Here is a 26,101-nt window from a genome sequence, read left to right as displayed (position 1 = left end):
CCGGACCGCTCCTGGAAACCTCACCGGAGGCGCACAGCGAGCCCGAGGGGGGAGCACAGCGCCGCGTCGTCTGATGGCGGTACGCCGGCACGGGCCGACGACGGGGCGAGGGAGGAAGCCAGCCATGGGATCCACGGGGTTCATGATCACGCTGTCGGTGCTGCTGATCGTCGGTGCGGTGGCGGGCGTGGTGGCCCAGCGCCGCGTGGGTCGCACCCGACGTCCGGCCGGCCGGCCCGGACACCCAGGTCGGTCCGGTCGGCCCGCGCGTCCTGGTCGGTCCGGTCGGTCCGGTGCGTCGGGCTCCTCCGGACTGTCCGACCTGGACGCCGAGGCGGAGGCGAACCACTGGCTGATCCGGCTGGGGGGCGGCCTGGTCCCGCTGGGCGCGCGGGCCTGGGCGGGTGCGGACGAGGCGGCGGGCCGGGCGCTGACCAGCGCGGCGGAGTGCCATCACGCGGCGCGCGACCGGCTGTCCGGGGCCCGTACGGCGGGGGAGTACGAGGAGGTCACGCGAGTGGCGAAGGAAGGGCTGGAGCATCTTCGCTCGGCGCGTGCGGCGCTGGGACAACCGGCCTCGGCCGTGCACGGGCCCGCTCTCCCCCCTGCCGCCCGCGTCCCGGTGGTCGGCACGGCCTGCGCGGTCACGTCCCGCTAGTCGACCATGCTGTCTGCCCTGCCCTGCCCTGCCCTGGTGTTGTCCTGTCGCCCCTCCCCCGGTGCGCCGGTGCGCCGGGGGGAACGGCTGCGGGGCGGCGTACGCCGACGCGGTGTCGGAGTGCGCCGCCCCGCAGCGGGACGAGCTTCGGGCCCACGCCCGCACGCTGCTGACCGGTCCTTCTCCCCCTACTTCGGGTCGCGGTCGAACAGCGACGTGGACCAGAGGTAGCCGAGCACCGCGAGCCCGAGGCACCAGGCGACGGCGAGCCATCCGTTGTGGCCGATCTCGCTGCCGAGGAGCAGTCCGCGGAGGGTCTCGATGGCCGGGGTGAAGGGCTGGTACTCGGCGATCGGCTGGAACCAGCCGGGCATCGCGTCGACCGGGACGAAGGCGCTGGAGATGAGCGGCAGGAAGATCAGCGGCATGGCGTTGTTGCTGGCCGCCTCGGGGTTCGGGCTGGACAGTCCCATGCCGACCGCGATCCAGGTGAGTGCCGTGGCGAAGAGCACGAGCAGTCCGAAGGCCGCCAGCCACTCCAGGGCGGTGGCGTCGGTGGACCGGAAGCCGATGGCCACCCCGACGGCGCCGGCGAGGGCCACGCTCATCACGCACTGGATCACGCTGCCGACGACGTGCCCGAAGAGCACCGATCCGCGGTGGATCGCCATGGTCCGGAAGCGGGCGATGATGCCCTCGGTCATGTCCATGGAGACGGACACGGCGGTGCCGATCGTGGTGGAGCCGATGGTCATCAGCAGCAGGCCCGGGACGAGGTAGGCGATGTACGCGGAGCGGTCGGCGCCGCCGTCGCCGATGCCGGCGCTCATCGCGTCGCCGAAGACGTAGACGAAGAGCAGCAGCAGCATGACGGGCGTGAGCAGCAGGTTCAGGGTCATGGAGGGGTAGCGACGGGCGTGCAGGAGGTTGCGGCGCAGCATCGTGGACGAGTCGCGCACGGCGAGGGAGAGGGAGCTCATCGGACGTTCTCCTTGGACTGGCCGGGGACGGTGGTGGCGGTGGCGGTGAGGGCGAAGAAGACGTCGTCGAGGTCGGGGGTGTGCACGGTCAGTTCGTCGGCCTCGATGCCGGCCGTGTCGAGCCGGTCGAGGATGGCGCGCAGGTCGCGCTGGCTGCCGTCGCTGGGGATCTGCAGGGCGAGTGCCTCGTCGTCGCGGGTGGCCTCGCCCAGTGCGCGGGCGGCCCGGTGGTGGGCGGCCGGGTCGGCGAAGCGGAGCCGGACGTGCCCGCCGGGGACGAGCCGCTTGAGTTCCTCGGCGCTGCCTTCGGCGGCGATCCTGCCGTCGTTCAGTACGGCGATGCGGTCGGCGAGTTCGTCGGCCTCTTCGAGGTACTGGGTGGTGAGGAAGACGGTGACGCCGTCGCCGACCAGCTCGCGGATGATCTGCCACATGCTGTGCCGGGAACGCGGGTCGAGGCCGGTGGTCGGCTCGTCGAGGAAGATGATCCGCGGGCTGCCGACCAGGGTCATGGCGATGTCGAGGCGGCGCTTCATGCCGCCGGAGTAGGTGGCGGCGGGCTTCTTCGCGGCCTCGACCAGGTCGAAGCGCTCCAGCAGATCGGCGGCGACCCGCCGCCCCTCGGCCCTGGACAGGTGGTGCAGGTCCGCCATGAGGAGCATGTTCTCCTCGCCGGTGATCAGTCCGTCCACGGCGGAGAACTGACCGGTGACACCGATCGCGGCACGCACCGCCTGCGGATCGGCCGCGAGGTCGTGACCCGCGACCTGGGCCTGTCCGCCGTCGGCGGCGATGAGCGTGGACAGGATCTTCACGGCGGTGGTCTTGCCGGCGCCGTTCGGCCCGAGCAGCGCGAACACGGAACCGGCCGGGATGCGCAGATCGATGCCGTCGAGGACGGTCTTGTCGCCGTAGGACTTGCGCAGACCGATGGCGGAGACGGCGATCGGCGACGGGTGACCGTCACCCCGAGTGGACGTGGGCATGACAGAAGAAGGCATGGGGCCCTCCGTTCGAAGGCTGGAAGCGGGTGGGGGCGGGGCTGGTCGTGGACGCGGTGCTCAGGCCTTGGCGCGGCGGACCTGGATGTTGCCGAACCGGGTGCGGGCGCGGATCTTCACGGTGTCCTCGGTCTTCTCCGGGGAGTCGGACGCGGTGAGCGTGTTGCGCACCTGGCCGGAGTCGGAGCTGACGTCGAGCCAGGCGGCCGTGCCCTCGCGGATGCCGACGTCGATGGCGCCGTAGGAGGTCTCCAACTGGACGGTTCCGCGGACCACTTCGCCCACCCTCAGGGTGCCGTGGGCGGTGGTGGCGGTGACCGAGTCCTCGGCCCGCGTGATGTCGATGTCGCCGTTGGCGCCGCTCACGCGCAGTTCGCCGGTCACGGCGCCGACCGTCGTGCTGCCGTGCGAGTTCTTCAGGACGGCGGAGCCGTCGACGAAGCCGACGCGCATGCTGCCGGAGCTGGAGGTGATCTCGGCGGAGCCCTCGACGCGGTCCACGGTGATCGTGCCGTGCGAGGCGGTCAGCTCCAGCGGGCCCGTGGTGTCGAGACGGACGTCGCCGGCCGAGTTCTTCACGTGGACCTCGCCGAGCCGGCCCTCGCCGATCACCTGGGTCCAGGCGCCGGTCGTGTCGACGTGTGAGCCCGTGGGCAGGTCGACCGTCACGTCGACGGTGCCGGTGCGGCCGAGGCCGAACAGGGTGGGCTTGGGCGTCCTGATGGTCAGTACACCGTTCGCGTAGGTGACCTCGGTCTGGGCGGCCGCCCGTGTGTCCAGGTCCTTCTCCGGGTCGCGGGGCCGCACCTCGACGACGGTGTCGGGGCGGTCGCCCGCGGTGAACTGGAGGGAACCGGCGTCCACGCGTGCGGTGACCGAGATCGCTTCGGGAGTGTCGAAAGAAGGCATGGCTGTCCCGTCCTCTTGGGTCTTCAGGGCGTCCCCGCTGGTGGGACGTGGTGTGAGTGAGGTGGTGCGGGTGCGGGTGCGGGTGCGGAGGTGGTGCGGGTGCGGAGGTGCGTGCGGGCGGCGGGAGCGGGGCTAGCGCACCCAGCCCGTGAAGCTCTGTCCGACGACCTGGGTCTTCTCGGTCGTGCGCGGCTGCCGGGCGCCGCCGTCGACCGCGGCCGACACGGCTCGCACCAGCCACGCGTTGACCGACAGGCCCTCGCGGGTCGCGGCCTCCTCGGCGCGGGCCTTGAGGTGGGCCGGCAGGCGCAGGTTGACGCGGGCGGTGCCGCCCTCGTCGCCCTCGGCCGGAGCCTTGAGCGGTTCGGTGGGCGTGACCGGCTCCGCGATGGCACCGCCGTCGCCGGGCGGGAGTGTCACCACGAACTGGGGGTCGAGCCCGCGCAGCCGTACGTCGACCGAGCCGGGGGCGAGATCGCGGGTGATCTCGTCCGTGGCCGCGGAAAGCACATGGAGCATGGTCAGCCGGGTCGCCGACTCCAGGGGAGCGGTGAGCCGCTCCGCCAGCTCGCGGGCTTCGTCACCGCCGGCCTCGGCGGCCACCGCGAGTTCACGGCGGAGGGTGTCGACATACGGGGTGAGGTCCATGACGCCATGATGGCACCATAGTGGTGCCACATGCAAGCCGTGCGGTGGCATCCTTGGGATACTGGCTGACTGTAGCCCGCTGACCTGCGGAAACGCTATGGCGCCTAGTTGGGTGACCGTGGCGCCATGTGGGCTCATGGGCCGCTGGCGCCATCGGGTGGCACCCCGTGGCACCCCGTGGCACCCCGTGGCACCTCATGGCGCCGAGTGGCGCCGAGTGGCGCCGAGTGGTGTCGGATGGCACCCCGCGGCGCCTCGCGGTGCCGGACCGGGTCGAGCCGTGCACTGACACGGAGGATGGAAGTAAGGTAAGCCTCACCAACCCCTCTATCATGGCCAGGCGCAAAACAGCCCCCGAGCCCGGCGCTTTTTTGCCTGCACTTGGAATTCCACAGGTCGTTCCCACGCCTCTGACAGGCCCGCCTCCTAGCTTCGCGGCCATGACGGGAAACTCAGGAAACACAGCAAACGCAGCCGGTGCCGAGAATGACCAGCAAGGCCCGAGGCACAAGCGTGATCTGACCCGACGCAAGGTGGTCGTCGCCGGTGCGGGCGCGGCCGTCGCCGTAGGGGCGGGCGGAGCGCTCGCCGCCGGTGCCTTCGCCGGGGAGAAGAGCGGGACCAAGCCCAAGGCCGCCGCTTCCGCCGGCGAGGTCTGCTACAAGCTCACCTCCGAGACCACCGAAGGCCCGTACTACATCGACGCGGACAAGCTCCGCCAGGACATCACCGAGGACAAGGAGGGCATCCCGCTCACCCTCGCCCTCAAGGTGATCGACTCCGAGACCTGCAAGCCCGTCGCGAACGCCGCCGTGGACATCTGGCACTGCGACGCCCTCGGTATCTACTCCGGTTACGAGAGCCTCTCCACCGGTGGCGGTGGCGGCGCTCCCACCGACGCGCCGTCCGGGACCCCGACCGGTACGCCGACCGACGTGCCGACCGGCACCCCGACCGGTGAGCCGCCGTCCGGCGGCGGTGGCGGCGGGCATTCGGAGCCCACCGACGACGAGCGCTATCTGCGGGGCACCTGGAAGACCGACCGGCAGGGACGCGTCACCTTCAAGACGATCTTCCCGGGCTGGTACCGCGGCCGGACGGTGCACATCCACACCAAGGTGCACGTGAACGGTGAATGGACCGACGCCGGTTACGAGGGCGGCAACACCTGCCACACGGGCCAGTTCTTCTTCGACGAGGAGTCCGTGCTCGCCTCGGCCGAGGTGGAGCCGTACTCCACCAGCACCACCGAGCGCACCACGCTCACCGAGGACACGATCTACGACCAGAGCGGCGTCCAGGGCGGTCTGCTCCAGCTGAAGTACAACAAGAAGAACATCGCCAAGGGTGTCGTGGGCTCGATCACGCTGGGTGTCGAACCCGACGCCACCCACGAGGGCACCGACGACGCGGTCCAGCCCGGCGCGTCCGCGACGGCCTCGGCAGAGACGTCGGCCTCCGCCGGCTGATCCGGGCGGCGGCGGGGGCGTCCCGACCGACCGGGCCCGCACCCGTGCGTCCCGGTCACTCGTCCGGTGACGCCCCCTCCTCCAGCAGCCGCTCCGCGATGTCCGTCGACCAGCTCTGGGCCCACGCACGCAGGTCTGTGAGCTGGTCCTCGGTCAGGCCGTACGCCGTGAACGCCGTGTCCGGGTAGTGGTCCGTGCCCGTCAGCCGGGTCTGGAGGGTGGGCAGGTCGAAGTCGTCCCGGGCGTGGCGGCGGGCCAGTTCCTCCAGGTCGGGGTGGGTGAAGAGGGCCGACGCCGCCCGCGCGTCGATCAGGTCGACGGCCAGACCGCGGTCGTAGAGCGCCCGGACCTTCGTGCCCACCGCGTCCGGGAGGGCGAGCGCCGGACCGTACGGGGTCGGGACGGGCGGGCTCCAGAAGGTCTCCTTGTGCAGGGCCAACCGGAGGACCGTGTCCGTGGCGCGGTCCAGCACGGCCAGGTGCGCGGACAGCGGGTCCGTGTCCCGGACCGTCGCCTCGTGGCCGCCCCGGGAGGTGAGCGCCGCGCCCAGCGCCTCGGCGAGCCGGGGCATCGGCTCCGCGCTCTCGGTCGCCAAGTCCACGTTGGCGTGCGGGCGTTGCAGCAGCTCGTGCGCCTGGAGCGCATAGCCGCCGGCCAGGGCCCAGGGGGCGCCGGCGGCGGCCACGTCGAAGACCTCGGCGAGGAGCCGGAGGTGGGGTTCGAGAAGGTCCACCGGGTAGTCGTACCAGGTGCGGCGACCGTCGGTGGGAAGCACTCCCCCTGGGGTCAGATCACCCAGCCCAGTCCGTACCCGCCCAGCAGGACGGAGTTCTGCTGGGTGAGACCGACCGAGGGGGCCGTGAAGACGCGGCTGCGGGCGGCGGTCGGGCCCGTGGTGAAGCCGGGCAAGGTCCAGACGGCGCCCGTGGACTCGTTCTCGCCCGCGGCGCTGACGAACAGCTCCGGCCTGCCGTCCCGGTTCACGTCCCCGGTCGCGACCGTCGTACCGAACCCGTCGCCCGCCTCGGAGGCGTCGGGGACGCCCGCCGTGTCCTGGGTGAAGGCGTACGAGCCGGTGCCCAGGGCGCCGGTGCGGCGGCCGGGTACGACGGTCACCTGACCGGCCTGCGCCCTGGTGCCGACCGACTCGCGCGGCGCGCCGATCACGAGGTCCGCGAGGCCGTCGCGGTTGAGGTCGGCCACCGTCAGGGCGCCGCCGAAGACGTCGCCCTTCTCGCTGACGTCGGGGACGCCGGCGGTGTCCTGCGTGATCTGCTCGGGCACGGCGTCGGGTGCGATGCCGGCCGCCGAACCGCGCCACACGAGCACACGACCGCCCGACGCGCCGTCCCTGCCCGGGACTTCGGGCTCGTCCGGGTCGCCGACCACCAGGTCGTCGTAGCCGTCGCCGTCGAGGTCCCCGGCGGCGGCGATGTGCCCGTTGCCGTGGGTGAGGCGGGAGGGCAGGCCGACGCCGTCCTGGTCCTCCGGGTCGACGAAGACGAACCCGCCGGTCTCCCCGCCCTGTCCGTACGTCACGTTCACGTGCTCGGGGGAGCCGTCGCCGTCGAAGTCGCCGAGTGCGACGGAGTCCCCCCAGGAGCTGTCCGCCGCGACCGCGGAGGCGCCGTAGCCGCCGGTGCGGGTGAAGGGGCCGGTGAAGCGGACGGCGCCGCCCCAGCTCGCGACCAGGATCTCGGACCGCGCGGCCGAGGCGCCGCGGGTCGCGGCGATGTCCGCGCCGTAGTGGTAGGGCGCCATGCCCGCCGTCGCCGAGGCGGGCAGGTCGGTGCCCGTGGTGAGTCCGCTCGCGCTGCCCCACAGCACGGTGACGGATCCCGCTTCCGTGCCCCTCGCCGTGCTCTCGAAGGGGGAGCCGACGACCAGGTCCGCGTAGCCGTCCCGGTTCAGGTCGGCCGTGGCGGTCGCGGAGCCGAACCCGTCGCCCGCCTCGGCGGTGTCGGGCACGCCCGCGGTGTTCTGCGTGATCAGCGCTCGCCGGGCGGCCGACAGTCCCGTCCTCGACCCGTACAGGACGACGACGGCGCCCGCCCCTTCCCTGCCCGCCACGTTCGCGCCCGGCGCGGGCAGCACGGCGTCGCGGTAGCCGTCCCCGTTGAAGTCACCGGGTAGCGCACCGTGCACGGCGACGGCGGGCGCGGCGGGCAGCGCCGCCGCACCCGTCAGCCCGGCCAGGAGCACCACGGCCACCCGCCAACCACGCCTGAAAGCAAGCTCGTTCACGCGAATCCCCCATCCCCGCGCGCGCACCGTCCGTGCGTCTGCGCCCCGCCCGCGAGTGTAAAGCGCGCCGGGGGCGCACGCCCCCCCGAACGGGGTCGTGGACGAGGGTGCTACCTCGCCACGAACTGGGTGAGGATCGCCTGCACCTCGTAGATGTCCACGCCCTTGGTGAACGTCTTCTGGATCGGCACGGACGAGCCGGACACCCAGATCTTCAGCTCGGCGTCCAGGTCGAAGGTGCCGGCGGTCTCCACCGCGAAGTGCGTGATGCTGCGGTACGGAATGGAGTGGTACTCCGTCTTCTTGCCGGTGATCCCCTGCTTGTCGACGAGGATCAGCCGCCGGTCCGTGAACAGGATCGTGTCGCGGATCAGCAGGAAGGCGGCCTGCACCTGCTCGCCCTGGCCCAGCAGACGTGCGTAGTCCTGCTGCGCCTGCGCCGGGTCGATCGGGTGCGCGTTGCCGAAGAGTGCCATGGAAGATCCCCCAGTTGACGATGACGCCGGTCCGTGTGGGGTGATCTCTCCCCGGAGGGAGGTGTTCGTCCCCGATGCGCACCTTAAGGGGGTGGTGGGGTAATCGTGAAGGCGTTTGATCAACCGGCGGAGAAGGCCCCGGAAAAAATCCTTCCCGCGCGGCAACTCTTCACGCGGCGGCGACCACTGACAGGACGTAAGCCCGCTCCTCCCCGTAAGGATCCCCCGTGGCAGCTCCCTCCCACCGCCGGTCCCTCCGCTCGCGCCGCGCCCTCGTCGTCTCCGCCGCCGCCGTGGCCGCGGCCGTCGGCGCCGGTGTCGTCGTGATGAACGCGAACGCCGGGACCGTCGACCTGTACCACCAGACGCTCGCCGCCAAGGACGGCTGGGCCTCCTCCGGCACGGGCACCACCGGTGGCACCAAGGCCGACGCCGCGCACACCTTCACCGTCTCCACCCGCGCCCAGCTGGTGAAGGCACTGGGGTCCGCCTCCGACACGACCCCCCGGATCATCAAGATCAAGGGCACGATCGACGCCAACACCGACGACGCGGGCAAGAAGCTGACCTGCGCCGACTACGCGTCGGGCACGGGCTACTCGCTCTCCGCCTACCTGAAGGCGTACGACCCCTCGTCCTACGGCACCTCCAAGCTGCCCTCCGGGACACAGGAGAAGGCCCGCGCCGCGGCCCAGACCAAGCAGGCGAAGAACATCGTCTTCAAGGTGCCGGCCAACACCAGTGTCGTCGGCGTGCCGGGCACCGACGCCGGGATCTCCGGCGGCATGCTCCAGATCCAGAACGTGGACAACGTCGTCGTCCGCAACCTGACCTTCGCCGCCACCGAGGACTGCTTCCCGCAGTGGGACCCGACCGACGGCGACGACGGCAACTGGAACTCCAACTACGACTCGGTCACGCTGCGCGGCGCGACCCACGTGTGGGCCGACCACAACACGTTCACCGACGCGCCCCACCTGGACAGCGCCAACCCGAAGTACTACGGCCGCGAGTACCAGATCCACGACGGCGCCCTGGACATCACCAAGAGCTCGGACCTGGTGACGGTCTCGCGCAACCAGTTCACCAACCACGACAAGACGATGCTGATCGGCAGCAGCGACAGCGAGCCCAGCGGCAAGCTGCGTGTGTCGATCCACCACAACATCTGGAAGGGCATCGTCCAGCGCGCCCCGCTGGCCCGCGTCGGCCAGGTGCACATCTACAACAACTACTACGACGTCACGACCCTCAACGGCTACGCGACGCAGTACAGCATCAACTCGCGCGCCAAGGCCCAGGTCGTCGCCGAGAACAACTACTGGAAGGTCCCGGCCGGCGGAAAGGTCGCCAAGCTCCTCAGCGGCGACGGAACCGGCGCGGTCAAGGGCTCCGGCAACCTCGTCAACGGCACGGTCACCGACGTCGTCGCCGCGTACAACGCCGCCTCGTCGAAGGACCTGAAGACCACGGTCAACTGGACCCCGGCCCTCACCTCGGGCCTCGAGACGTCGGCGAAGAACCTGCCCACGACCCTCGCGACGACCACGGGCGCGAGCGTCCTGAAGTAGCACCCCCAAGACACGCGAGGGCCGGGTGACCACGAGCCCCCGGCCCTCGCGTTCCCCCGCCGTCAGGTGTCGTACGTGCCGTCCCAGGGTTCGGCGAAGGCCAGGCGGTCCGGGTAGAGCTCCGCCCAGGTCTCCGGCTCGCCGTCCTCGTCCTTGTCCTCGCGGATCACCAGGCCGAACAGCACGCCCTCGAAGGTGAGCCGGAAGGGGCGGACCGCGATGTCGGTGTAGGAGCGGCGGGGCAGGCTGCGCAGGAGGGTGGCCAGGCGGACGCGGGCCCGGGTGAGGACCGAGTCGTCGCCGTGCGGGTCGCGCTGCTGCTCGGCCCAGGTGCCGGCACACCAGATGTCCGAGTCGCGGTAGTTGCCGTCCGTGTCGAAGGTGTGCAGCACGGTGTAGAGGCGCTTGTGCTCTTCCCAGCCGTCGTCGAGACGGAACCCTTCGGGGAAGGCGTACGTGACCGACGCGAGGAACTGGCCGTCCGCGTACCGCCCGATGGACTCGGTGCGGTGCTTCGGCTCGTAGGCGATCGGAATGACGTGTGGGACTGCCATGGCGGAAACCATACGGCTTGGCGGGAACATGCCCGAGTCGGGGGAACCTCTACGGCTCTTCCCGCGCGTCTTCCGAGCAGGGTCCGGGAAACCGCTCGTTCCCGGACCCCGTGGCGAACCTCGTGGTGGGTCGCCGACGCGTTACGCGGTCGGCTTCTCCTCCAGGCGCGGGAAGAGCACCGCGCCCTTGGTGACCGTCGTACCGGCCGGGAGCGTGCCCCAGGTGCCGGCCTCCTGGACCCGCTGGTCCGCGAGAGCACCCAGGACGGCTTCGGCGCCCAGCGAGTCCCAGAGCTTCTGGGAGGTGTCCGGCATGACCGGGTTCAGCAGTACGGCGACGGCGCGCAGGGACTCAGCGGCGGTGTAGAGGATGGTCGCCAGCCGGGCCCGGCCCTCGGCCGAGTCGTCCTTCGCGACCTTCCACGGCTCCTGCTCCGTGATGTAGCCGTTGACCTGCTTGACGAAGTCGAACACGGCCAGGATGCCGCCCTGGAAGTCCAGCTCCTCGCCGATCTTCCGGTCGGCCACCGCGACCGCGGTCGCCAGGCCGTCGTGCAGCGCCTTCTCCGCCTCGCTGTCGGCGCCGGCCTCGGGCAGGACGCCGTCGAAGTACTTGCCGACCATCGCGGCCACGCGGGAGGCGAGGTTGCCGTAGTCGTTCGCCAGCTCGCTCGTGTAGCGGGCGGAGAAGTCCTCCCACGAGAACGAGCCGTCCTGGCCGAACGCGATGGCGCGCAGGAAGTACCAGCGGTACGCGTCCACGCCGAAGTGCGAGGTCAGGTCCTGCGGCTTGATGCCGGTCAGGTTCGACTTCGACATCTTCTCGCCGCCGACCATCAGCCAGCCGTTCGCGGCGATCTTCCCGGGCAGCGGGAGGCCCTGCGCCATCAGCATCGCGGGCCAGATCACCGCGTGGAAGCGGAGGATGTCCTTGCCGACCAGGTGGACGTCGGCCGGGAAGGTGGCCTCGAACTTCTCCTGGTTCTCGTTGTAACCGACCGCGGTGGCGTAGTTCAGCAGCGCGTCGACCCACACGTAGATCACGTGCTTCTGGTCCCACGGGATCGGGATGCCCCAGTCGAAGGTGGAGCGCGAGATGGAGAGGTCCTGGAGGCCCTGGCGGACGAAGTTCACGACCTCGTTGCGCGCGGACTCGGGCTGGATGAAGCCCGGGTTCGCCTCGTACAGGGCGAGGAGCTTCTCGCCGTACTCGCTCAGCTTGAAGAAGTAGTTCTCCTCGCTGAGGATCTCCACGGGCTTCTTGTGGATCGGGCACAGCTTCTGACCTGCGAAGTCGCCCTCGCCGTCGAGCAGCTCTCCCGGGAGCTTGTACTCCTCGCAGCCGACGCAGTACGGGCCCTCGTAGCCGCCCTTGTAGATCTCGCCCTTGTCGTACAGGTCCTGTACGAACTCCTGGACGCGGTCGGTGTGCCGCTGCTGCGTGGTGCGGATGAAGTCGTCGTTCGCGATCTCCAGGTGCTCCCAGAGGGGGCGCCAGGCCTCGTCGACGAGCTTGTCGGCCCACTGCTGGGGGCTGACGCCGTTCGCCTCCGCGGTGCGCATGATCTTCTGACCGTGCTCGTCCGTGCCGGTGAGGTACCACACCTTCTCGCCACGCTGGCGGTGCCAGCGGGTGAGCACGTCGCCTGCGACGGTCGTATAGGCGTGGCCCAGGTGAGGAGCGTCGTTGACGTAGTAAATGGGGGTGGAGACGTAGAACGCCTTGCCACCCTGCTTCTCGGTTCCAGTGGCCGCCATGCCCGAAATCCTACTGGGCTCGCGAAGATCCACTCACATGCGTTTCGGGGGGTGGACGTGATTCTCCACCCCCCGACGGGGGCCTACGGGCGCCAGGTGGCCAGTACGCCTTCGTAGAGCTCGGCGTCCGTCAGCTCGCGCGGGGTCGGGCCCGCGTGGAAGAAGGACGTGTTGGGGGTCTTCAGCTTCCGGAGGTAGTCGAAGGCCTTGTTGTCGTGCTCGCCGAACGCGACGAAGGAGAAGAAGACGGCGGGGTGGGTCTTCGCCGCCTCCGTGAGGGACTGGGTGGCCGGGGTCTTCGCGTCCGGGGCCCCGTCCGTCTGGAAGACGACCAGGGCCGGGGTGTCCGCGGCTTCCTTCTCGTGGTGGGCGAGGACCGCTTCGACGGCCGCGTGGTAGCTGGTACGGCCCATGCGGCCGAGCCCTGCGTGCAGGTCGTCGATCTTGTTCTCGTGGTCCGTGAGGGTCAGCTCGCCGGTGCCGTCCAGTTCCGTGGAGAAGAAGACGACGTGGACCTTGGCCTCGGGGTCCAGGTGGGCGGCGAGGGCGAGGGTCTGCTCGGCGAGGGCCTGGGCGGAGCCGTCCTTGTAGTACGGGCGCATGCTCGCGGAGCGGTCCAGTACGAGGTAGAGCTTCGCTCGGGTGGCGGTGAGGTGGGTTGCCTCCAGGGCGGTGGCGGCCGCGGCGTACGCGGTGGCGAGGCCGGCGGGGAGGGTGGGGGTGGGGGTGCCGTGAGTCTCGGCCGGGGCCGGCTTGACCTCGGGCTCGGGCTTGACCTCGGCCTCGGCTTCGCCTTCGGCCGGGTCGTTCCCACCCGCACCACCCGTGCGGCTTTCGTTGTCGGCCGCGAGTGGCCCCTGCGGGGCGTCCTCGCCGTCGGCGGCCGCGGGCTCGTCGGTCTCCGCCTCAGCTGTGGCGGGTGCGGGCTCGTCGGCGGTGGCGGCCGGCTCGGGCTCCGGTGTGACCTCGGGCTCGGCCTCGGCCTCGGGCTCGGCCTCGGCCTCGGCCTCGGGCTCGGCCTCGGCCTCGGCCTCGGCCTCGGGCTCCGCCTCGGCCTCGGGCTCGGGCTTGACCTCGGGCTCGGCTTCGCCTTCGGCCGGGTCGTTCCCACCCGCACCACCCGTGCGGCTTTCGTTGTCGGCCGCGAGTGGCCCCTGTGCGGCGTCCTCGCCGTCGGCGGCCGCGGGCTCGTCGGCCGTTTCCGGTGCGGGCTCCTCGACCACCGCCTCGGCCGTCGGCTCGTCGGCCTCGGCTTCCGCCTGCGGCTCGGCCTCGACGGTCGGCTCAACCTCGGCCTCGACGGTCGGCTCAGCCTGGGGCGTCGGCTCAACCTTGGCCTCAGCCGTCGGCTCTGCCGCCTCGGCCGAGGGGGCCGCCGCCTCGGTGGTCGGCTCCGCCTCCGCCGTCGCCTCCGCCGCCTCGGCCGACGGCTCCGCCGCCTCCGCCGTCGCCTCCGCCGCCTCGGCCGACGGCTCCGCCGCCTCCGCCGTCGGTGTGGGGAGGTCCTCTGTCGACTGGGTCGGTTTGGGGACCGAGACGTTGTCGAAGGCTGCCGAGACGAGGTCGTGTTCGTCCTGGGATGCCGGGCGGGGTTCCGGGACCTGGGCCGTGGGGGTGGCCCTCGGGGTGGGTTCGGGGGAGGGGGAGGGGACCGTCGGTTCGGGCGCCGGGGTCGGCGCGGCTGCCGACGTGGGGGCAGCCCCGGTCGACTCCTGGTCCCGCTCCTCGGAGGCGGTCTGTTCCTGCGAAGGAACCTGTTCCGCACCCTCTGCCTCGGCGGCCCGCTCTTTGCGTGACCGTCCGAACGCGTTCCGCAGGAGAGTGAGAATGCCCATGTGCGCAACCCTTCGCGTGAGTTGAAGCCCGTCAATCCCTGGCCAGGACGGACACGTAAGGTTAACGGCCCCGGATGGTGATCTTGGGCAGGGGTGAGTGTAAGGAATCCAGGTGTGTCAATACCGCCTCGGCACCCCCTCCGCGCAAGTCCAACACCCTTGTGGCTGCCGGGGATTCACTTTTCGTTCATTCCGCGGCAGCGCCTCCGCACATACGTGCCCCTAACGTCACGAGTACACCAAGGGCATGCAAGGGGAGATTAAAGGTGCGCAAGCTTCTGCCGCTGATCGGAACGCCGTCCCAGTCCCATCCCGGCGGACGCTCCGCCATGACCTGCCGCTTCCGGTGCGGTGACGCCTGCTTCCACGAGGTGCCCAACACCAGCGACAACGCGTATGTCGGCGAGGTCATCGCGGGGGCGATCGGCCGCCGCGCGATGGTGCGAGCCGCCGCGGTCGTCACCGTCGCGGCCGCCGCCGGGACCGCGGGTATGGCCGGTGCGCCGCCCGTGGCCGCCGCTTCCGCCGATACGTCCGGAAAGTCCTCCGGGAATTCCGTCCGGCCCTCCGGGAGTTCGGGGAGTTCCGGGAATTCCGGGAGTTCCGGGGATTCGGCCGCCAAGGGTGCGCGGGGGCTGCGGTACAGCGCTGTCGCTCCGAATACCGTCGACGCCGTCACCGTTCCGGACGGATACGGGCAGAATGTCGTCATCCGCTGGGGTGAGCCCATCCTGCGCGGCGCTCCCGCCTTCGACCCGGAGAAGCAGACCGCCGCCGCCCAGGCCGGACAGTTCGGCTACAACAACGACTTCCTGGCGTTGCTGCCCATTCCGGGTGAATGCGACCGGCAGCTGCTCGTCGCCAATCACGAGTACACCGACGAAGTGCTCATGTTCCGCGGCTACGACGCCGCCAACCCCACCCGGCAGCAGGTCGAGGTCGCCTGGGCGGCGCACGGGCTCGGCGTGGTCGTCGTGCAGGAGGACCGCAGGACCGGCAAGCTGACCGCCGTGCCCCGGCACCACCTCAACCGGCGGGTCACCGCCACCACCGAGTTCCGGCTCACCGGGCCCGCCGCCGGCTCCGACCTGCTGAAGACCTCCGCCGACCCGACCGGCACGAAGGTGCTCGGCACGCTCAACAACTGCTCCGGCGGCACCACGCCGTGGGGCACCACGCTGCACGGCGAGGAGAACTTCAACCAGTACTTCGCCAACGGCAACCGGGCCACGGACAAGCGGTACGGGATCGGGACCGGCGCGACCGAGCGCAAGTGGGAGCGGTTCGACAAGCGCTTCGACGTCGCCCGGGAGCCGAACGAGGTGCACCGCTTCGGGTACGTCGTCGAGCTCGACCCGTACGACCCGGCCTCCACGCCCCGCAAGCACACCGCTCTCGGCCGGTTCAAGCACGAGGCCGCGACCGTCCGGCTGACCGAGGACGGGCGGCCGGTCGTCTACTCCGGTGACGACGAGCGGTTCGACTACTTCTACAAGTTCGTCGGCGGCAAGCGGATGAGGAAGGGGTCGAGCCGGGCCGTCCGCGAGCACAACCTGTCGCTGCTCGACGAGGGCACGCTCTACGTCGCCCGGCTCACCGGGGACTCCCCCGCGATCGAGATCGACGGCACCGGCAAGCTGCCCGCCGACGGTGAGTTCGACGGGAGCGGCGAGTGGATCCCGATCGCCACCGCCACCGCCGAGGGCGCCGTCTCGCACGTCGAGGGCATGACCGCGGACGAGGTCTTCGTCTTCACCCGGCTCGCCGGTGACAAGGTCGGCGCGACGAAGATGGACCGGCCCGAGGACATCCAGCCCTCGCCCGTCACCGGCAAGGTGTACGTGGCCCTCACCAACAACACCAACCGAGGTGTCGGCGCGAACGCCGAGGCGGACGAGGCCAACCCGCGCAAGGCCAACAAGCACGGGCACATCCTGGAGCTGACCGAGCGGCGCGGCCGTCCCGAGAGCACCACGTTCGCCTGGTCGCTGTTCCTCGTCGCGGGTGACCCCGACGACCCGGCGACCTACTTCGCGGGCTTCCCGAAGGACGACGTCAGCCCGATCTCCTGCCCGGACAACGTGGCCTTCGACCCGCACGGCAACCTGTGGATCTCCACCGACGGCAGCCAGCTCGGCTCGCACGACGGACTGTTCGGCGTCGCGACGCGCGGCTCGCGGCGCGGTGAACTGAAGCAGTTCCTGACGGTGCCGAAGGGTGCGGAGACCTGCGGCCCGATCGTCCAGGACCGGCGGGTGCTCGTCGCCGTGCAGCATCCGGGCGAGGTCGACGGCGCCACGGTGGAGAAGCCGGCGAGCACCTGGCCCGACGGCGCAGGGAAGATCGTCCGCCCGGCTGTCGTGGCCGTGTGGCGCACGGACGGCGAGGACATCGGGGTCTAGCCGCCCGACCCCCGGCCGGCGCGTCGGCCGTCCGCGTGCGGTGAGGCGATCGCCCTCGCCGCCGCGACCTCCTGGCGCAGGGGCTCCAGGACGCTGCCGGGCGGGCCGGTCAGGTCGGTGCGCACGGGGTACAGCACATCCGTGTCGCGCAGGCCGTCGGCCAGTTCCCGCAGCTGGAGCGTGACATGCCCGACCTCGCGCGCCGACGGCGGCCCGGCTCCGTGCTTCACCCGGACCCGGGCCGCCGTCGTCGCGTCCACGATGCGTTCCACCGCGACGACCAGCGGCCACCAGGCCGCCGCCCGGCGTCCGGTGGGCGGCGGCTCGGTCAGGGCGCGCTGGAACTCCGTACGGATGACGGACAGGTCGCGGTAGAGACGGCGGCGCATCCGGGCGCGTGCGGCGGGGTCGACGGCGGGGCCGAAGGCCGAGTCGACGTAGCGGGCGGTGTCCGCGACGGCGTCCGCCAGCCGGTCGCCGACCCGGGTGTGCCAGCTCTCCGGCCACAGCAGGTAGCCCGCCACGAGCGCGATGCCGCAGCCGATCAGCGAGTCCACCAGGCGGGGGAGCAGCAGCGCCGTGCCCTGGTGGTTGAGGATGTCCGACAGCAGCAGGATCACCGGGGTGATCGCCGCGGTCTGGTAGCCGTAGCCGCGGGGGGTCAGCGCCGGGATCAGCGAGGCGAGCAGCAGCATCGCCGGCACGTCCCACCAGCCGCGCGGGACCTGCGACAGCACCGCCGCCGCGACCACCAGTCCGGCCACGGTGCCGAGCGCCCGCAGCAGAGCCCGTGAGAACACCGAGCCGAAGTCGGGCTTCATCACGAAGGTGATCGTCAGGGCCACCCAGTAGGAGCGCGGCACCGGGACGATCGAGACCAGCACCTGGGCGAGGCCGATGCACAGGGCCAGCCGCAGCCCGTAGCGCCAGGACGCGGCGGAGAGGGCGACGTCGCGGGTGGCGCGGGCGGCGCGGACCCGCAGGGCGGCCGGACGGCCGAGCCGGTCGTCGACGCCCCGGGGGTCGGGGTCGGGGGCGGCCACCACCTCGGCGGCGTGCCGCAGGGCGTGGTCGACGGCGCGCGCGGTCTCGGAGCCGGGGCCGGGCAGCCGGAGCCCTATCGGTCCGGTGAAGCCGGTCTCCACGGCCCGCGCGAGATGGAGTACGGCCGCGGGGACCTCCGCCGGGAGCGGGCGGCCTTCCAGATGGGCCGCGGGGGCCGCCTCCACCACCGGGATGATGGCGTTCAACTCGGCTACCAGCACCGTCAGTTCGGTGCTGCGACCGTGCTGGCCGGTGCGGCGGGCGAGGACCAGGTCGTAGGACTGGTTGAGGGACTGGGTGACGGTGTGCCGGGCGTCCTCGTACGCGCCGGGGACCTCGCTGCCGCAGGCGGCCAGCAGATCGGCGACCGCGCGATAGGCGGCGGCGACCGCCGTGCGTTCCGGCACCCCTGAGCGCAGCGGCCAGGCGAGCAGGGCGAGGAGGAGCACGAGCAGCCCGCCGCCGGTCATCAGAAGCGGTGCCAGCCACCACTCCCCCGGCATCGAGAGTCCGGCCCCCACCACGGAGTTGAGCAGGAGCAGCAGTCCGGACACGGACGCCACGGCCCCGATCGTCGAGATCATCCCGGAGACCAGGGCCACGCCGGTGACGACGGCCACCGCGAGCCACCCGTGTCCGTACACGAGGGATCCCAGGGTGACGCCCACCGCTCCGAAGAGCTGCGGGATCGCGATGTTCATGATCCGCATGCGGTAGGCGTCGGCGGTGTCGCCGATGACACCGGACAGGGCGCCCATGGAGGCGAGCGCGCCGTACGCGGGGTGCCCCGCGGCGAGGCCGATCAGCAGCGGCAGCGTCATGGCGAGCGCGGCGCGGGCGACGGCGGGCCGGTTGACGGCGGACTGCTCGGAGCGGAGGTTCCGGACCAGCCAGTCGGGAGGGGTGAGGCCGATGCGGAACTCGCGGGACATGCGCTCATTATGGGCACCCCGCCCCGGCACCCCGGCATCCTGCCCCGGCATCCCGCCCCGGCGGCCGGCCGGCGGCCGTCAGCGCTGGTGGAGGGTGATGTCGACGACCAGCGCACGGTGGTCGGTGCCGGCGAGGCGGAGGAAGCGGGCCCCGGCCGCCGAGAAGTCCCGCGACACGAGCACATGGTCGATCTGCGTGCCGAAGCCGGGCGCGGTGCGGCTGGGCCAGCTCGGCTCGCGGTCCTCGCCGGCCAGCCGGGCCGCGTCGCGCAGTCCGGTGCCGAGGACGCGGCGGAAGGCGGCGTGGTCCTGGGAGGCGTTGAAGTCCCCGGCGAGGACGAGCGGGGCGTGCGCGTGCCGGGCGGCGAAGTCCCGCAGGCGGCCCAGCTCCCGTTTCCACAGGGACACCTGGCGGGGCAGCGGGGGTTCGGGGTGCGCGAGCTGGAGCCGTACGGCATGTCCGCCGACGTCGGCCACCGCCCCCGGCATGCCCATGGTGCCGGGCACGTCCGCGGTGGCCGTCAGCGGGAAGCGGCTGAGGACGACGGACCCGACGGAGCCGTCGCCCGCGACGGCCTGCCGGTACGGATAGGCGGTCCCGAGCTCCTTCGCCACCGTCGCCTGGCAGGTGTACTCGCACTCCTCCACGAACACGAGGTCCGGCCGCTCGCGCCGGACGACCGGGATCAGGGCGTCGGTCGCCCAGCCGAACTCCACGTTCGACGTCAGCACCCGCAGCCGCGCGAGCACCGGCCCGTCCGGCTGCTCCCCCGTCCCGTACGGCTCGACGAACCAGGCGAGCAGCCCGAGCACGACGGTTCCCCAGATCAGCCCGGCCGGACGGCGGGCGAGCAGCGAGAGGGCGACGGCGGCCCCGGCGGGCACGGTCAGCCACGGCAGGAAGGCGAGCAGCTGCGGTACGGGGGTCACGGCATCGGTGTCGGCGATCCGGCATCCGACGACCACGCTCACCCCGGCCAGCAGCAGCCCGGCGCACCAGGAGCCGAGGAGCCGTCCTCGCGTCGACCTCATCCCGCCGAAGGCTACGCCCCGGTCTTCGCCAGGAACTCCGCCAACACCCTGTTGAACTCGCCCGCCCGCTCCAGGTTCGGCAGGTGGGCCGCGCCCTCGACGATCCGCAGCTCGGAGTGCGGGAGCGCGGCGTGCATCGCCTCCGCGTCCGAGACGGGGGTGTACTCGTCGTCCTCGCCGACCACGACCAGGGCGGGGACGGTGACGCGGGTCAGCAGGGCCCGGTAGTCGGGGCGTTCGGCGCGGCCGCGCAGGGCGGCGGCGGCACCCTCGGGGGGCGCCGACGTCATCATGCGGTGGACGTGGGCCTTCACCTCGGGGGCCGCGTAGGGGGCGACCATCTTCTCCAGGACCTCGTCGGCGTAGCCCCGCATGCCCTCCGCGAGCAGCCGGTCTGCCATCTCGTTGCGCGCCAGTCGGCCGCCGGGGGTCTCCGGGGCCGGGAAGGTGTCGGCGAGGACCAGGCCCCGGACGCGGTCGGGGAACCGCCCGTAGAGGTCCATCGCGATCTGGCCGCCCATCGACAGCCCGGCCAGCACGAACGTCTCCACCTTCAGTTCGTCCAGGAGTGCCGCGATGTCCTCGGTGAAGTCGGACAGCAGGGTGACGCCGGGGACCACGGGGGACGCGCCGTAACCGCGCAGGTCGGGGGCGATCACCCGGCGGGTGGTGGAGAACGCCTCGATCTGCGGGGCCCACATGGTGCGGTCGAAGGGGTGGCCGTGGACGAGGACGAGGGGGAGCGCCGGGGGCGTATCCGCGCCTTTGTCCTCGTATGCGAGGAAGGGTGCCATGGGAGCGACAGTAGGGCGGGCCGTCTTCTCGGTGCAATAAGATCTTTGCCCTCGGTGCAATCCGCGGGCGAAAGGATCACGCGGGGTCCGTGCGGGGCTCGGTCGGGGCTCGGGCAGGGATCATGGAGGGGCACCGAAGGATCATCGAGGGATCGTCGAGTGATGACGAGGGAAGGTTCCCGGACGCCCCATGGCCGACTTCCGGCTCATCGCCGACCGCATCGCCGAGGACATCGTCGCCGGGCGGCTCCGCCCCGGCCAACAGCTGCCCCCGCAACGCTGGTTCGCCCGGCGGCACCGCATCGCACCCTCCACGGCCGGGCGGGTCTACGGCGAACTCGTGCGGCGTGGCCTGGTGGTGGGCGAGGTGGGACGAGGGACCTTCGTGCGGGCCGCGCCGACCGTCGCCCAGGGCCGGGCGCTCATCGAGACGGCCACCTCCGCACCCGTCAACCTGGAGCTCAACTATCCTTCGGCCGCAGGCCAGTCGGAGATCGTCGCGGCCTCCCTCGCGCCGCTGCTGAGGGCCGACGTGCTGACGGAGGCCATGCGTCCGGGCGCCGCCGACGGGACCGCGGCCGCCCGCGAGAGCGCCGCCCGGCTTCTCGCCGTGCCCGGCTGGCGGCCGGACCCCGCACAGCTGCTGTTCACCGGCAACGCCCGGCAGGCCATCGCCGCGGCCCTCGCCTCCCTGGTCCGGCCGGGCGGCCGGGTCGGGGTCGAGGAGCTGACCTATCCGCTGGTCAAGGAGATCGCCGGACGGCTCGGGGTGGTTCTCGTCCCGCTCGCGGGTGACGCGGAAGGAGTACGGCCGGACGCCCTCGCCGCCGCCCACCGGGCCGCCCCGCTGTCCGCCCTCTACCTCCAGCCGACGCTCCACAACCCGACGTCCTCGACCATGAGCGAGCGGCGGCGGGGCGAACTGGGTTCCCTCGTCGTCGCGTTGGGGCTGCCGGTCGTCGAGGACCGCATCTGGTCCTTTCTACGCCCGGACGCCGCCGCGTTCGCCGCGCACGCCCCCGGGCTCACCCATGTCGTCGACGGGCTGTCCAAGCGGGTCGCGCCGGGGCTGACCGTCGGCTTTCTCGTCGTGCCGGAGGACCGGACGGAGGCCGTGGGGGCGGCGGTGCGGTCCGGCGGGTGGAGCGCGGGACGGTTCGCGCTGGAGGCGGCCGTGCGGTGGACGGGGGACGGGGTGGTGCGGCGGCTCGTCGAGGAGAAGCGGGCGGACGCCGCCCGACGACAGGCGATCCTCACCCGGAACCTCACCGAGAACCACGGCGAGCTGGGCACGGTACGGACCGATCCGCGCGCCTACTTCGCCTGGTGGGAGCTGCCCGCGCCCTGGCGGGCCGACACCTTCACCGCCGCTGCCGCCGCGCACGGCATCGCCGTGACCCCAGGGACCGCCTTCGCCGTCGACCCGCACCGCACCCCGGACGCGGTCAGGCTCGGACTCGCGTCGGCTCCGGAGGAGGAGTTGGCACGGGCGCTGCGCACACTCGCCGCCGTCGCAGCCGGCGGACCGCCGGGGAGCACCGGCGGATGAGCCAGGTCGCCGCCGCCACCGTCAGGCCCAGCGTGAGCAGCAGCCACGAGGCCGTCCGCAGGGTCGCCGTGAGGGCGTCGTACACCGCGCCCGCGGCGGGGCGGTGGGCCTCGTCGGGGAGGTCGGAGAGGGTCAGGCGGCGGGCGATCGCGACGGCGAGGCCCAACAACGCGCCGCCCAGGGCGGTGCCGAGGGCCGTCGCCGTGACCGCCCTGCGGCGCGAGACGGCCAGGGAGATACCGGCCATCGCGAACACGACGGCTGCCAGGGGCAGCCAGAAACCGGCTACGTCGAGCACGTGGTAGCCCTTCCGGAGAGCGGCCAGTCCATCTGGCGGGAGGAGTGCGACACGGGTGTGCTCCACCGGCACGCGGTCGGCGAACGGCACATGGTCGGCGGTCAGTTGACGCTTCAGCGGTGAGGTGACGGCCGCGAGGTCCACGGTCACCGGGTGGGAGTCGCGGTCGGCGCTCTCGTCGTCCAGCGCTCTCATCACGGCCGTGTGGGCAGTCTCGTTGGCCGCGTCCCAGGCCGTGCGGTAGGCGCGGGTAGCGGTGAAGGAGCGGACCGCGTCCCGCAGGAAGAGCGGGTTCAGCCCGGCCTCGCGTGCCACTCCGTCACTCACCGTGTCCGCGACGGCGTTCCGTACGGCGGGGTCGGTGGCGAGCGGCGCCATCGTGGCGACATAGCCGCGGGTGTCGGTGAGGCCGTACGCCGCCCAGGCCGCGAGCGCGCCGAACGGCACCAGCAGGCAGGACAGCGCGACGAGGACGGCCGAGAGGGCGGTCCGCAGGCTTGAGGACACCCCTCCAGGCAACGGGGTCCGGGCGGGGAACGCGAGCCCGTGGCGGCCGTCCGGGTGGCACCGCGCGGAGGCCCTGGCGACGCGCTCCGGTGGAGGGTTCACCCGAACGGGTGTTTCCTGGTTCTGGGGAGAAGGAGGTCGATCATGCGCACCACTTTGGCCCTGCGGACTCTGGCCGCGGCCCTGCTCACCGGTGGCACCCTCGCCGGCGCGACCCTGGGAACCACGGCGGCGGCGGCCCCTCCGACCAGCGGTGGCGACGGCAACAGCTCGATCAGGGGCACCGTCGTCTCGCGCTCCGACCTGAGTGTGCGACAGGAACCCACCACCCGCTCACCCGTCGTCGCGACGCTCGCGCCCGGCAGTCACGACCGGGTGCAGTGCCTGGTCAAGGGGCAGAGCGTCAACGGCAACCCGGACTGGTACTGGCTCTTCGGTGCCCAGGGCTGGGCGAGCGCCGCCTTCGTGGACACCGGCGGCGCGCGGGTGCCCGACTGCGCCGACCCGTGCCCGCGGTGGAAGAACGGCGACTGGACCAACTGGGACGACCCGTTCACCAACATCGCGGTCGGCGTCTCGGCCACCGTGACGTTCAGCTTCACCGGCTCGTGGAGCTTCAGCACCACCGCAACATCAGGAGCCTCGTCGGGTGACTGGGAGTGGGTCCCGGTCGGCCGGTGAGTGGAGGGATGAGGGAAGGCACGGGCCCCGGCGTACAACGCCGGGGCCCGTGTGCGTCCTTGCGCGGACGCCGTCGGTGGGCGGATCAGCGGATACGTTTTCCCGCCGCGTCCTCCTGCGTGTAGAAGCGGTAGAACAGCGTCAGGAAGACGCCTGCCGAGACCGCCAGGGACATCCCGACGGAGCGCAGGACGGTCGCGCCGGTCTCGCTGTAGAGGAAGCCGAAGGCGCAGCCGGCGAACGCCGTCCACAGCAGGGCGTGCAGCTCGCGCCGCATGTGTGGGGCCAGGGCGTGGATGCCCATCCACAGGGCCGCGAACACGATCGCGCTCACGAAGCCGAGCAGCAGGTTCCAGCCGGTGATGGGGCCTCCGGAGCGGTTGTTGGCCGCGACCCAGTAGCCGTAGACGAGCCCCAGTGCCACGGGTGTCGTCCACTCCGCGGCCCGGTGGGCCCGTTCGCTGAAGACATCGGGTGTACGGGACCGTGCGGACGGTGTCCGTGCGCCTGACGCGGGTGCCGCATGAGCCATGAGAGGACTCCTCTCTCCTCGCCCCCGCCTTCCAGGGCACACCTGGGCGCGGGCGGTGGCAAGTCGGGTGCACCGGGTTCCCCGTCCGGGTTCTCTGCCGGGGCTCCCTGCCCTCTCAGGATTCCTCCACCGGGTGCGCCCGCCGGTTCCCGGATGCGGGCGCCGCGCCCCCGTGTTTCGCTGACCTCATGGAGTCCGGCGGTCACGGCCTGCTCGACCGCGTTCCGCGGGCCCGGCGCCGGGACGTCCTGCAGCGGCACCAGCTGCTCCAGATCCGGGGCCGCAGCGTCACCTGGCTCGTGCCGCTGGTGATGCTCGTCGCCATCACCTACGCCGACTTCAACACCACCGGCGAGTTCCGCATCGTCTCCTGGTGCGTCTTCGTCGCCGCCATCGCCGCCGCGCTCTGCGGGGTGTGGACGACGGCGCTCTTCGCGGTGCTCGCCCTGCTCACCTACGCCACCAGCGACGCCGCCTGGCCCTCCGAGTACCGGGAGGGCGCGGCCGACTTCGTGCTGGTGCTGGTCGGCGGTGTGCTGTCCGTGCTGGCCGCGTCGGTCCGGGTGCGCGCCGAGCGGCGGATGCTGCACATGATGGACATCGCCGAGACGACCCGCCGTACGGTGCTGCGTCCGCTGCCCCCGCACTGGGGCGGCCTCGACCACGCGGCGGTCTACCTGGCCGCCGACGCCGAGGCCCGGGTGGGCGGCGACTTCTACGACATCCAGCCCGGTCCGCACGGCACCCGGGTGCTCCTCGGTGACGTCCAGGGCAAGGGGCTGGGCGCGGTCGAGGCGGCGGCCGCGCTGCTGGGCACCTTCCGCGAGGCCGCGTACCACGAGGCGGATCTGGCGACCGTGGCCGGCCGGCTGGAGACCCGGATGCGACGGCACCGTGCGCACACCGCGGCCCTCGGGTGGGCGGACGGCGACCGGTTCGCGACGGCCGTGCTGATCGGGTTCCCCGGGGCGGACGGGGCGGACGGGGCGGACGGGGCGGACGGGGTGGACGGGGCGGACGGGGTGGCCGGGGCGGCCGGGGTGGACGTGGGGGAGCCGGGCGTGGTCGAGATCGTCGGGTTCGGGCACGAGCCGACGCTCGCGGTCGGCGGGCGGCAGGGAGTACGGGCCCTGCCGAGCGGGGAGGGGCTCCCGCTCGGCCTCGGCGAGCTCGTCGCGCAGGACGGTGGGCCCCCGCCGGTGCTCCGGGTGGCCGTCGCCCCCGGTGAGACGTTGCTGCTGGTCACCGACGGGGTGACCGAGGCGCGGAACGGCGCAGGTGAGTTCTATCCGCTGGCCGAGGAGATCGCGGCCGGCCTCGCCCGCGACCCGCGGAACGCCGAGCCGGGCCGGCTGGTGGCCTTCGTGCGCGACGGCACGCTGCGGCACTGCCGGGGCCGTCTCGCCGACGACACGACGATCTTCGCGGTGCGGCCGGCGACGCCTGTGCCGACGTCCGGCGAAGGCCCCGTAGGGGGACGTTTGCAGGCCTGAGGGTCCCCTTTGCACCCGCAGCGGTTACGGTGCTGAGGTACGTGATCGACAGGGGAGGGGACCATGCGGGAGGGGACCATGCCCGGAACCGTGCTGCTGCTCGCGGCCTCGCCCATGGGCAAGGGATGTCTGGTGGACGCGGCCTCCGTCCTCCCCGTGCTCGCGGCCGTGCCGCCTCCCGTGCTGTCCGGAACCGACACCGCGAACGTCGTCGAACTCGCCGATCCGCTGGATCCGCAGGCCGTTCTGACCCGGCTGCGGGCGGCCGCGGTGGCCCCCGGGCCGCTCACCCTGTTCGTCGCGGGTCAGCTCCAGCTCGACCGGCGGCAACGGCTGCCCCACCTGGCGCTCGCCCGTACGACGCCCCCGACCGTGCGGTACACGGCGTTCCCGTGGCACTGGTTCCGGGAGGAACTGCGGCTGCGGGCGCCCGGTTCCACGACCCTGGTGCTCGATCTGCGCGCGGACCCGGAGACCTGGGACTGGCTGCGGGGCAGCGCCCTGGACTGCGGGCCCGCGGTCGCCGTCTACGGGCGGATCGCGCCGCCGCCGGGCCGCCGGGCCGTCGCCGCGCCGTCGTACATGAGGGCGGTCGCGACGATACTGCGCAGCGGAGGACGTCCGGTGCTCGAACGGTTGCACCAGGCGGCGCTGGCCCGCATCGCGGGAGACGGCGAGGTGGGCGACCTGGTACTCACCCCCTGGTCCGCCCCCACCGCCTCGGACGCGCCTGC

General features: G+C 72.3%; 22 protein-coding genes and 1 pseudogene. 8 read left to right on the top strand and 15 right to left on the bottom strand.

What is annotated here, in order from left to right:
* Positions 1-124 precede the first annotated feature (124 nt).
* Positions 125-658 (top strand): hypothetical protein, encoded by a 534-nt coding sequence (locus ASD48_RS36815; RefSeq protein ID WP_057606229.1) that lies wholly within the window; start codon positions 125-127, stop codon positions 656-658.
* A gap of 188 nt (positions 659-846) precedes the next feature.
* On the opposite strand, the gene ASD48_RS36810 is transcribed toward ASD48_RS36815, so the two are convergent.
* From ASD48_RS36810 to ASD48_RS36795, 4 genes are all read right to left on the bottom strand, one after another.
* Positions 847-1,638 carry an ABC transporter permease gene (locus ASD48_RS36810; RefSeq protein WP_057606228.1) on the bottom strand — a complete coding sequence of 264 codons (792 nt, stop codon included), beginning with the start codon at positions 1,636-1,638 and terminating at the stop codon, positions 847-849.
* Positions 1,635-2,639: an ATP-binding cassette domain-containing protein gene (locus ASD48_RS36805; RefSeq protein ID WP_199876146.1), complete on the bottom strand. Its 1,005-nt coding sequence runs from the start codon at positions 2,637-2,639 to the stop codon at positions 1,635-1,637. Before ASD48_RS36805 ends, ASD48_RS36810 begins: the two co-directional genes overlap by 4 nt.
* 60 nt (positions 2,640-2,699) lie before the next feature.
* Entirely contained in the window at positions 2,700-3,548 is an 849-nt protein-coding gene (locus ASD48_RS36800) for a DUF4097 family beta strand repeat-containing protein (protein ID WP_057606226.1), read from the bottom strand.
* Positions 3,549-3,680: 132 nt separating this feature from the next.
* Positions 3,681-4,196, bottom strand: a complete 516-nt coding sequence (locus tag ASD48_RS36795; RefSeq protein WP_057606225.1) for a toxin-antitoxin system HicB family antitoxin — start codon at positions 4,194-4,196, stop codon at positions 3,681-3,683.
* A 440-nt stretch (positions 4,197-4,636) separates the two neighbouring features.
* Between ASD48_RS36795 and ASD48_RS36790 the strand changes: the two genes are divergently transcribed.
* Entirely contained in the window at positions 4,637-5,665 is a 1,029-nt protein-coding gene (locus ASD48_RS36790; protein WP_057606224.1) for a dioxygenase, read from the top strand.
* A gap of 55 nt (positions 5,666-5,720) precedes the next feature.
* Here ASD48_RS36790 and ASD48_RS36785 read toward each other — a convergent pair whose 3' ends face one another.
* From ASD48_RS36785 to ASD48_RS36775, 3 genes are all read right to left on the bottom strand, one after another.
* Entirely contained in the window at positions 5,721-6,398 is a 678-nt protein-coding gene (locus ASD48_RS36785; RefSeq protein ID WP_057606511.1) for a hypothetical protein, read from the bottom strand.
* A gap of 53 nt (positions 6,399-6,451) precedes the next feature.
* The gene (locus ASD48_RS36780) at positions 6,452-7,909 is read right to left on the bottom strand and encodes an FG-GAP repeat protein (protein ID WP_057606223.1); all 1,458 of its coding nucleotides are present in this window, start codon (positions 7,907-7,909) and stop codon (positions 6,452-6,454) included.
* Between the two features lie 110 nt (positions 7,910-8,019).
* Positions 8,020-8,385: a PH domain-containing protein gene (locus tag ASD48_RS36775; RefSeq protein ID WP_057606222.1), complete on the bottom strand. Its 366-nt coding sequence runs from the start codon at positions 8,383-8,385 to the stop codon at positions 8,020-8,022.
* Between the two features lie 227 nt (positions 8,386-8,612).
* Here ASD48_RS36775 and ASD48_RS36770 point away from each other — a divergent pair, with 227 nt between their 5' ends.
* Positions 8,613-9,956: a polysaccharide lyase family 1 protein gene (locus ASD48_RS36770; RefSeq protein WP_057606221.1), complete on the top strand. Its 1,344-nt coding sequence runs from the start codon at positions 8,613-8,615 to the stop codon at positions 9,954-9,956.
* Positions 9,957-10,018: 62 nt separating this feature from the next.
* Here the strand turns inward: ASD48_RS36770 and ASD48_RS36765 are convergent, their stop codons facing one another.
* From ASD48_RS36765 to ASD48_RS36755, 3 genes are all read right to left on the bottom strand, one after another.
* Positions 10,019-10,510 (bottom strand): hypothetical protein, encoded by a 492-nt coding sequence (locus tag ASD48_RS36765; RefSeq protein ID WP_057606220.1) that lies wholly within the window; start codon positions 10,508-10,510, stop codon positions 10,019-10,021.
* A gap of 141 nt (positions 10,511-10,651) precedes the next feature.
* Complete coding sequence (gene metG, locus ASD48_RS36760; protein WP_057606219.1) at positions 10,652-12,268, bottom strand: methionine--tRNA ligase; 1,617 nt, start codon at positions 12,266-12,268, stop codon at positions 10,652-10,654.
* An 83-nt stretch (positions 12,269-12,351) separates the two neighbouring features.
* The gene (locus ASD48_RS36755; RefSeq protein ID WP_057606218.1) at positions 12,352-14,103 is read right to left on the bottom strand and encodes a VWA domain-containing protein; all 1,752 of its coding nucleotides are present in this window, start codon (positions 14,101-14,103) and stop codon (positions 12,352-12,354) included.
* 266 nt (positions 14,104-14,369) lie between these two features.
* Here ASD48_RS36755 and ASD48_RS36750 point away from each other — a divergent pair, with 266 nt between their 5' ends.
* Complete coding sequence (locus ASD48_RS36750; protein WP_057606217.1) at positions 14,370-16,505, top strand: PhoX family protein; 2,136 nt, start codon at positions 14,370-14,372, stop codon at positions 16,503-16,505.
* Here the strand turns inward: ASD48_RS36750 and ASD48_RS36745 are convergent.
* The 3 genes from ASD48_RS36745 to ASD48_RS36735 all read right to left on the bottom strand — a co-directional run bounded on the left by ASD48_RS36745 (position 16,502) and on the right by ASD48_RS36735 (position 20,307).
* The gene (locus tag ASD48_RS36745) at positions 16,502-18,481 is read right to left on the bottom strand and encodes an FUSC family protein (RefSeq protein WP_057606216.1); all 1,980 of its coding nucleotides are present in this window, start codon (positions 18,479-18,481) and stop codon (positions 16,502-16,504) included. The genes ASD48_RS36750 and ASD48_RS36745 overlap by 4 nt on opposite strands.
* A gap of 78 nt (positions 18,482-18,559) precedes the next feature.
* On the bottom strand, positions 18,560-19,513 hold the full coding sequence (locus tag ASD48_RS36740; protein ID WP_057606215.1) for an endonuclease/exonuclease/phosphatase family protein: 954 nt from the start codon (positions 19,511-19,513) through the stop codon (positions 18,560-18,562).
* 11 nt (positions 19,514-19,524) lie between these two features.
* Positions 19,525-20,307, bottom strand: coding sequence for an alpha/beta hydrolase (locus ASD48_RS36735; RefSeq protein ID WP_057606214.1), 783 nt, complete (start codon positions 20,305-20,307; stop codon positions 19,525-19,527).
* A gap of 190 nt (positions 20,308-20,497) precedes the next feature.
* Here ASD48_RS36735 and ASD48_RS36730 point away from each other — a divergent pair, with 190 nt between their 5' ends.
* A complete protein-coding gene (locus tag ASD48_RS36730) occupies positions 20,498-21,856 on the top strand; it encodes a PLP-dependent aminotransferase family protein (RefSeq protein WP_057606213.1) in 1,359 nt (452 codons plus the stop codon).
* Here the strand turns inward: ASD48_RS36730 and ASD48_RS36725 are convergent.
* Entirely contained in the window at positions 21,753-22,661 is a 909-nt protein-coding gene (locus tag ASD48_RS36725) for a hypothetical protein (RefSeq protein WP_057606212.1), read from the bottom strand. The genes ASD48_RS36730 and ASD48_RS36725 overlap by 104 nt on opposite strands.
* Positions 22,662-22,805: 144 nt before the next feature.
* Between ASD48_RS36725 and ASD48_RS36720 the strand changes: the two genes are divergently transcribed.
* Positions 22,806-23,342, top strand: a complete 537-nt coding sequence (locus ASD48_RS36720; protein ID WP_057606211.1) for a hypothetical protein — start codon at positions 22,806-22,808, stop codon at positions 23,340-23,342.
* Between the two features lie 85 nt (positions 23,343-23,427).
* Here the strand turns inward: ASD48_RS36720 and ASD48_RS36715 are convergent, their stop codons facing one another.
* Positions 23,428-23,874, bottom strand: coding sequence for a hypothetical protein (locus ASD48_RS36715; protein WP_057606210.1), 447 nt, complete (start codon positions 23,872-23,874; stop codon positions 23,428-23,430).
* A gap of 188 nt (positions 23,875-24,062) precedes the next feature.
* Between ASD48_RS36715 and ASD48_RS36710 the strand changes: the two genes are divergently transcribed.
* Both ASD48_RS36710 and ASD48_RS45830 read left to right on the top strand, forming a co-directional pair.
* Positions 24,063-25,367 (top strand): PP2C family protein-serine/threonine phosphatase, encoded by a 1,305-nt coding sequence (locus ASD48_RS36710; protein WP_057606209.1) that lies wholly within the window; start codon positions 24,063-24,065, stop codon positions 25,365-25,367.
* Positions 25,368-25,445: 78 nt separating this feature from the next.
* A pseudogene (locus ASD48_RS45830) lies at positions 25,446-26,066 on the top strand (hypothetical protein); the annotation flags it as partial.
* Between the last annotated feature and the right edge of the window lie 35 nt (positions 26,067-26,101).

The sequence above is a fragment of the Streptomyces sp. Root1310 genome, from assembly GCF_001426425.1.
Lineage (GTDB): Bacteria > Actinomycetota > Actinomycetes > Streptomycetales > Streptomycetaceae > Streptomyces.
This window is presented reverse-complemented; position numbering and strand designations above follow the sequence as displayed.